Source organism: Mycobacterium sp., assembly GCF_050701675.1.
Classification (GTDB): Bacteria; Actinomycetota; Actinomycetes; order Mycobacteriales; family Mycobacteriaceae; genus Mycobacterium.
Map to the genome: position 1 here is coordinate 1 of NZ_JBOGDD010000343.1, position 6,080 is coordinate 6,080.

6 protein-coding genes are annotated in these 6,080 nt (G+C 67.6%); 5 read left to right on the forward strand and 1 reads right to left on the reverse strand.

Annotation, left to right across the window (positions count from 1 at the left end):
• Positions 1-153 precede the first annotated feature (153 nt).
• The 4 genes from ACRDUX_RS10150 (at position 154) to ACRDUX_RS10165 (ending at position 3,534) form a co-directional block, all read left to right on the forward strand.
• The gene (locus ACRDUX_RS10150; protein WP_526413495.1) at positions 154-1,173 is read left to right on the forward strand and encodes a phosphotransferase enzyme family protein; all 1,020 of its coding nucleotides are present in this window, start codon (positions 154-156) and stop codon (positions 1,171-1,173) included.
• A 39-nt stretch (positions 1,174-1,212) separates the two neighbouring features.
• A complete protein-coding gene (gene fabG, locus ACRDUX_RS10155) occupies positions 1,213-1,992 on the forward strand; it encodes a 3-oxoacyl-ACP reductase FabG (protein ID WP_526413485.1) in 780 nt (259 codons plus the stop codon).
• Positions 1,993-2,043: 51 nt separating this feature from the next.
• Positions 2,044-2,820, forward strand: a complete 777-nt coding sequence (locus ACRDUX_RS10160) for a GntR family transcriptional regulator (protein ID WP_526413487.1) — start codon at positions 2,044-2,046, stop codon at positions 2,818-2,820.
• A 69-nt stretch (positions 2,821-2,889) separates the two neighbouring features.
• On the forward strand, positions 2,890-3,534 hold the full coding sequence (locus ACRDUX_RS10165) for an MBL fold metallo-hydrolase (protein WP_526413489.1): 645 nt from the start codon (positions 2,890-2,892) through the stop codon (positions 3,532-3,534).
• A gap of 36 nt (positions 3,535-3,570) precedes the next feature.
• Here ACRDUX_RS10165 and ACRDUX_RS10170 read toward each other — a convergent pair whose 3' ends face one another.
• Entirely contained in the window at positions 3,571-3,807 is a 237-nt protein-coding gene (locus tag ACRDUX_RS10170) for a hypothetical protein (RefSeq protein WP_526413491.1), read from the reverse strand.
• A 539-nt stretch (positions 3,808-4,346) separates the two neighbouring features.
• Here ACRDUX_RS10170 and ACRDUX_RS10175 point away from each other — a divergent pair.
• Positions 4,347-6,080 (forward strand): AAA family ATPase (locus tag ACRDUX_RS10175; RefSeq protein ID WP_526413493.1); only part of this gene is annotated, 1,734 nt, incomplete at its 3' end.

Below are 6,080 nucleotides of genomic sequence, written 5' to 3' on the forward strand. Positions count from 1 at the left end.
CCCTGGATCCCCGTGTGCTGCAGTTCAAACCGGGCCTTCTGCTGAGCGACGAGCTGTGCGACGACGTGCTGGACCGCCTATCCGCCGCGGTGGGCAGGGCGGCGAAGGCTGCGCGGTCGACGTGCGAATGACCGGTGTCGCGGGCAGGCTGTCCTGGTGAGTGAAGGGTTCGTGGCCGATGACGTCGAGGTCGCCGAACGCGCCCTTGCGGAGTACGACTTACCGCCCGACTCGACTCTGCGCCTGCTGAATCTCTCCGAGAACGCCACCTACGCGGTGCAGGATCCGCACACGGGGTCGCAGTCGATCCTGCGCGTGCACCGCAAGGACTACCACCGCCCCGGAGAGATCGAGTCCGAACTCGACTGGCTCGACGCGCTGCGGCGCGACGGAGACGTCACGGTGCCGACCGTGGTTGCGGCCCGCGACGGACGCCGTGTGGTCACCGTCGAGGCGGGTGGGACTTCACGCCACGTCGTGCACTTCGAGATGGTGGCGGGCACCGAACCCGACGAGGCGACGCTGACGGTCGAGGACTTCCGCACACTGGGCCGGATCACCGCTGCCCTGCACGACCATTCGAGGGCGTGGACCCGCCCGCCCGGCTTCGACCGTTTCTCCTGGGACTGGCAGCACAGCCTCGGTGACCAGCCGCGCTGGGGCCGCTGGCAGGATGCGGTCGGCGTCGGCGTCGGCGAATCCGAGGTGTTGAGCCGCGCCGTGGGACTCCTGAAGCGCCGACTGGCGGAATACGGTACCGGCGAGGACGTCTTCGGCCTCGTCCACGCCGACCTGCGCCTGGCCAACTTGCTGGTGGCCGGGGGTGGAAGCGACGCCGCCCCTTCCAAGATCACCGTCATCGATTTCGACGATTGCGGGTTCGGTTGGTATTTCTATGATTTCGGCACCGCCGTGTCGTTCTTCGAGGACGATCCCGCCGTTCCGGAATGGCAGGACGCCTGGGCGGCGGGCTACCGCTCGCGCCGGCCGCTGCCCGCCGACGACGAGGCCATGCTGCCCTCGTTCGTGCTGCTCCGCAGGCTGTTGCTGCTGGCATGGATGGGTTCGCACGGTCACGCACAGGAATCCCAGGCGATGTCGATCACCTACGCCGCGGGCAGCTGCGAACTCGCGGAGCGGTACCTGTCCCTCGACGGCCTGCGTCTGGCCTGAGTCCCACCCCTGAGTCTCACCACTGAAAGGCGAAACCACGTGTTCAACTCGCTGCAGGGCCGCTCGGCAATCGTCACCGGAGGAAGCAAGGGCATCGGCCGGGGCATCGCCGAGACGTTCGCCGCCGCGGGCGTCGACGTTCTCATCACCGGTCGCACCCAGGGCGACATCGACGCCACCGTCGCCGACCTTTCCGCCCACCCCGGCGCGGTGAGTGGGGTGACCGCCGACGTGACGAGTCAGGACGACTGCCGACGCGTGGTCGCCACCGCGGTCGAACGGCACGGGGCACTGGACATCGTCTGCGCCAACGCGGGCGTCTTCCCGTCGGCTCGCATCGAGGACCTCACTCCCGAGAACATCGAGGAGGTCATCGGCGTCAACTTCAAGGGCACGGTCTACATCGTGCAGGCCGCGCTGACGGCGTTGGCGGCCAGCGGGCACGGCCGGGTCGTCATCACCTCGTCGATCACGGGACCGATCACCGGCTATCCAGGGTGGTCGCACTACGGCGCCAGCAAGGCGGCGCAACTCGGCTTCCTGCGCACCGCGGCGATGGAGTTGGCGCCGAAGAACATCACCATCAACGCGGTGCTGCCTGGCAACATCATCACCGAGGGCCTCGTCGAAATGGGCCAGGAGTACATGGACCAAATGGCCGCCGCAGTGCCCGCTGGGCGGCTCGGCAGCGTGGCCGACATCGGCAATGCCGCGCTGTTCTTCGCCACCGATGAGGCTGCCTACGTCACGGGGCAGTCCCTCGTCGTCGACGGTGGGCAGATCCTCCCCGAATCCCCGGCGGCGATCGCGGAGCAGTAGCGATCGCTGCCCCTAGAATTGGACCCACCAAATCGGAGGAGGGGGCGGCCAGTGCCGAAGGCGACCGAAGAACTGCGGCGCCGGATCGTTGCCGACATCAACGCGGGCGTTCCCGGCACGAAGCTGGGTAGCGAACGCGATCTGGCCGAGCGCTACTCCACCAGCCGCAACAGCCTGCGCCAGATGCTCGCGGCATTGGAGGAGGCGGGCCTGGTTCATCGGGCCATCGGTCGGTCCGGTGGCATCTTTATCAGCCATGCACAGGTTCAGCGGAGTCTGTCCGACGTCGTCGGGGTGCCCGCCTTCCTCGCGAACCAGGGCTACGTCGCTGGCACCCGGGTGCTGTCGACGAAGATCACCGCGCCGGACCGCATCACGCAGAAGGCCCTGGAGATCGGCGCCGAAGACTTCGTCGTCGAGATCCAGCGCGTCCGCCTCGCCGACGGGTCGCCCATCTCCTTGGAGCTCGCGCAGTTTCCCGCGGAAGCCTTCCCCGGGTTGCTCGAGAAGCAGCTCGGCGGATCGATCTACGAGCTTCTCGAAAGCGACTACGGCCTCGTCACCTCTCGCGCGGACGAGCGGATCGAAGCCGTCAACGCCACGCAGGACGAAGCCTCCGTGCTGTCCGTCAAGCCGCAGTCGGCCCTGCTGCTGATCACCCGAATCACCTACGACCAGAACGGAACTCCGTGTGAGTTCTCTCGCGACCTGTTCAGGGGCGACCGTACGCGACTCGCGGTCACGGTGGCCGGGCGCGGAGTCGGCGTCCAATCCGCCGCGGGCACGGCGACCGTCGCCCTGCAGAGCCAGAACGTCAAGGCGAGCTGACTTAAATCGCTTGACCTCAACTATGGTTGATGTTCGACCATGGGTGGCACCACGAACCGAGGAGAGCCCATGCGACCCATCCGCGCCGATCTGTGGGAAGCGCGCACCGACAATCCCCATCCGGGCCTGACCACCCACGCCTACCTGTGGACCGGCGGGGCGGGTGGCAACGTCCTGTTCTACGGACCCCAGACGGACGCCGACTTCGACGACATCGCGAGCCTCGGCGGGGTGGCACACCACTACCTGTCCCACCGCGACGAGGCGGGACCGATGCTGGCCGAGGTCCAGCGCCGGTTCGGCGCGCGGCTCCACGCGCCCGCGGTCGAACTACTCGAAATCGGAAGGCACGCACACATCGACGTGCCGCTGGCGAGCAGACACGTCGACGGCAGCGGCATCGAGGTGATCCCCACGCCGGGTCATTCCCCCGGCAGCACCAGCTATCTGGTTCCCGGCGTCAACGGCCAGAGCTACCTATTCACCGGTGACACGATAATGCTTGGCGCCGAGGGACATTGGGTCGCCGGTTACATACCGCCGATCAGTGAAGCCAGTCCGCTCGAGGACAGCCTCCGCTTGCTGGGCACGCTGAAACCCGACCTGGTGATCTCCAGCGCCTTCCCCGGCGAGACCGCCGTGCACGTCCCCGGTCCCCTGCGCTGGGCGGACTGCGTGAAGCAGGCACGTACGCGACTGGCCGCGGTGGCCTGATCCGTCGTCGGGTCCCCCGCCCGACGGCCGATGCACTCACAAACGCCGCATCTCCCGTGCCATGAGCGCGTTCTCCAGGTACGCGTACCGCGCCGGGTGGTCCCGTCGCACCTTCGGATGCTCCGAAGGCGCCCTCGCGAACAGGTGATGCGCCGTGGCGGCGAACACGTGGGTGATGGCACCGAAGTCGTGCCTGGTTCTTACGCTCGTCGGTGGTGTGGCGACGGACCCTCGGAAACGCATCCCGATGGGCGTCGCAGTTGGAGCGGACATTCCCCCTCCTACGATCGTGCCGGCCAATGTCCGGTGCCGGCTTACGGAGATCTACATCGTTACGGCGATCGGGGAGGCCACGATTCAGTAGTCGGTTACTGAACTTCTGGGCCGTCACGCGGACGACCACTGTCGAGAGATCGCCCCGCCCCGAGTGTCAATCCGCGAAGTAATTTGCTCCGAAGCCGAATCACCACAGGGGATTACGCGTCATTCGCAAAGGGATTCGCAATTGTCGGGTTTGCTGAACGAGTAGCCGGTTCTGCGGCCGGCGCGCCGCGTAGCGCTACCGAGTTGGCCAAATACGTCCTTCACAACGTATTTCCCACCGGGACCGGAGCCGATCATCGGTGCCGCGCCCCGGCCGGGCCGCTGACGACGGGGTCGGCGACGATCGCCAGGCGCACACAGCCTGGTCCACATCGTGGCACCGTCACTACCAAACCACTTGTTAGCGAACATGATGCGCATCACCATAGACTTCGTTTTAGCTGGTAAATCACTTTGATCTTGTTGTGAACCACTCCTACGCTAAGCGGGTGGGGTTGGGGTGGCCTCTGACCGGACGGTCGGAGGAGTTGGGGCTCATCGGGGACGCGATCTCGGATCCAGCGTCTTCGGGAGTGGTGCTGTGCGGTCCGGCCGGCGTGGGAAAGAGCCGGATCGTCCGCGAGGCTCTCACCGCAGCCGAATCGAATCAACGAGAGATCCGTTGGATCGTTGGCACGTCGTCGGGTCGGGCCGTACCGCTGGGCGCCTTCGCCGGCTGGGTGGGATCCGCCGAGCACGACAACCTCCGGCTCGTCCGTGACGTCGTCGACTCGGTCACGTCGACGTCCTCGGGAGAGCCCGCGGTAATCGGTGTCGACGACGTCCATCTATTGGATGACCTGTCTACGTTCGTGATCCACCAGATCGTGCAGCGCGGTGCTGCCAAGGTCTTGCTGACGGTCCGCGACGGGGAGCTGATTCCCGCTGCGACGCAAGAACTGTGGAAGGCCGGCCAGTTCGACCGCCTCGACGTGCAGCCGCTGGCACGGGCGGGAATGACGGAGCTCGTCGCGGCCAGTCTCGGTGGCTGCCTCGACCCCGATGCGGCAGGCCTGTTGTGGAGGTTGACGGGCGGTAACGCCCTGTACGTCCGCACCATCGTGGAGCAGGAGTTGGCCTCCGGTCGGCTGGCGCGCCAGGGCGCCTCGTGGCGGTGGATATCCGAGCCGGTCCTCCCACGCGGTCTCGTCGAATTGATCGAGGCTCAGGTGGGCAGCCTGCCCGACAGCGTCAACGACGTCGTCGACGTGTTGGCCGTCGGCGAGCCGGTCGAGCTGCAGTCGCTGCTCAGGATCACCGACGCGCGTGCGGTCGAGGAGGCGGAGCGTCGTGGGCTCATCGCACTCGAACCCGTCGGCGGCGGTATGGAGGCACGCGTGGCGCATCCGCTGTACGGCGAGGTGCGCCGGGAGGGCTCACCGACGACGAAGCTGCGGCGGCTACGTGGTCTGGTCGCCGCCGAGCTCGCGAAGAGCGACCGCGGAGACGATATGCGCATCGCCGTCCGCCGCGCCACGCTGATGGTCCAGTCCGACCTCGAGCACGACCCCGAGCTGCTGCTCAGAGCGGCGCGCGGGGCGGCGTGGCTGGCGGATCTGCCCTTGACCGAGCGCCTGGCCGCGGCCGCGGTGCGGGCGGGGGCTGGATCGGAGGCCAGTTTCGTCAGGGCACACGCGCTGTCGTGGCTCAGCAGGGGCCAGGAAGCCGACGCCGTGCTGCGCGCGATCGACGTCGACGACCTGAACGATGCGGGCCGGGCGCGGCGTCTGCATCTGCGGGCCTGCAATCTCCTCTGGCCATTCGCGAACCCGACCGCTGCCAAGCAGTCCATCGACGACATCCCGGATGCCGCGGCGCCCGAGTTCCGCAGCTACCTCGACGCCTTCAACACCCAGTACTGGGCGGCGATGGGCGCACCGCGCGCGGCCAGGAAGGCGTCGGCCGAGCTGGCCCTCGATCAGCTTCCGGACGCGATCGCGGCGGGGACGGCGTTCGCACTGGCCATCTCCTCCGGTGACGAGGGACGAACGACCGACGCCGTAGCCGCCGCCGAGGCGGGATACGCCGTTGCCGACCGTTCGTTCGGCGCTGCGCACATGCGATTCCTCGTCGCCGACGGCCACGTTGGAGCCCTTCTGCTGGCAGGTCGGATCGAAGACGCAGAGTCGACCGCCGACAGGGTGCGGGGCCAGGCCATCGACCTGCCCGGTGCGGGGCAATTC

What these genes read in the sequence shown, in the direction of transcription:
- ACRDUX_RS10165 (WP_526413489.1), top strand. Translation starts at nt 2,890, where the DNA reads ATGCGACCCATCCGCGCCGATCTGTGGGAAGCGCGCACCGACAATCCC.
- ACRDUX_RS10170 (WP_526413491.1), bottom strand. Translation starts at nt 3,807, where the DNA reads ATGTCCGCTCCAACTGCGACGCCCATCGGGATGCGTTTCCGAGGGTCC.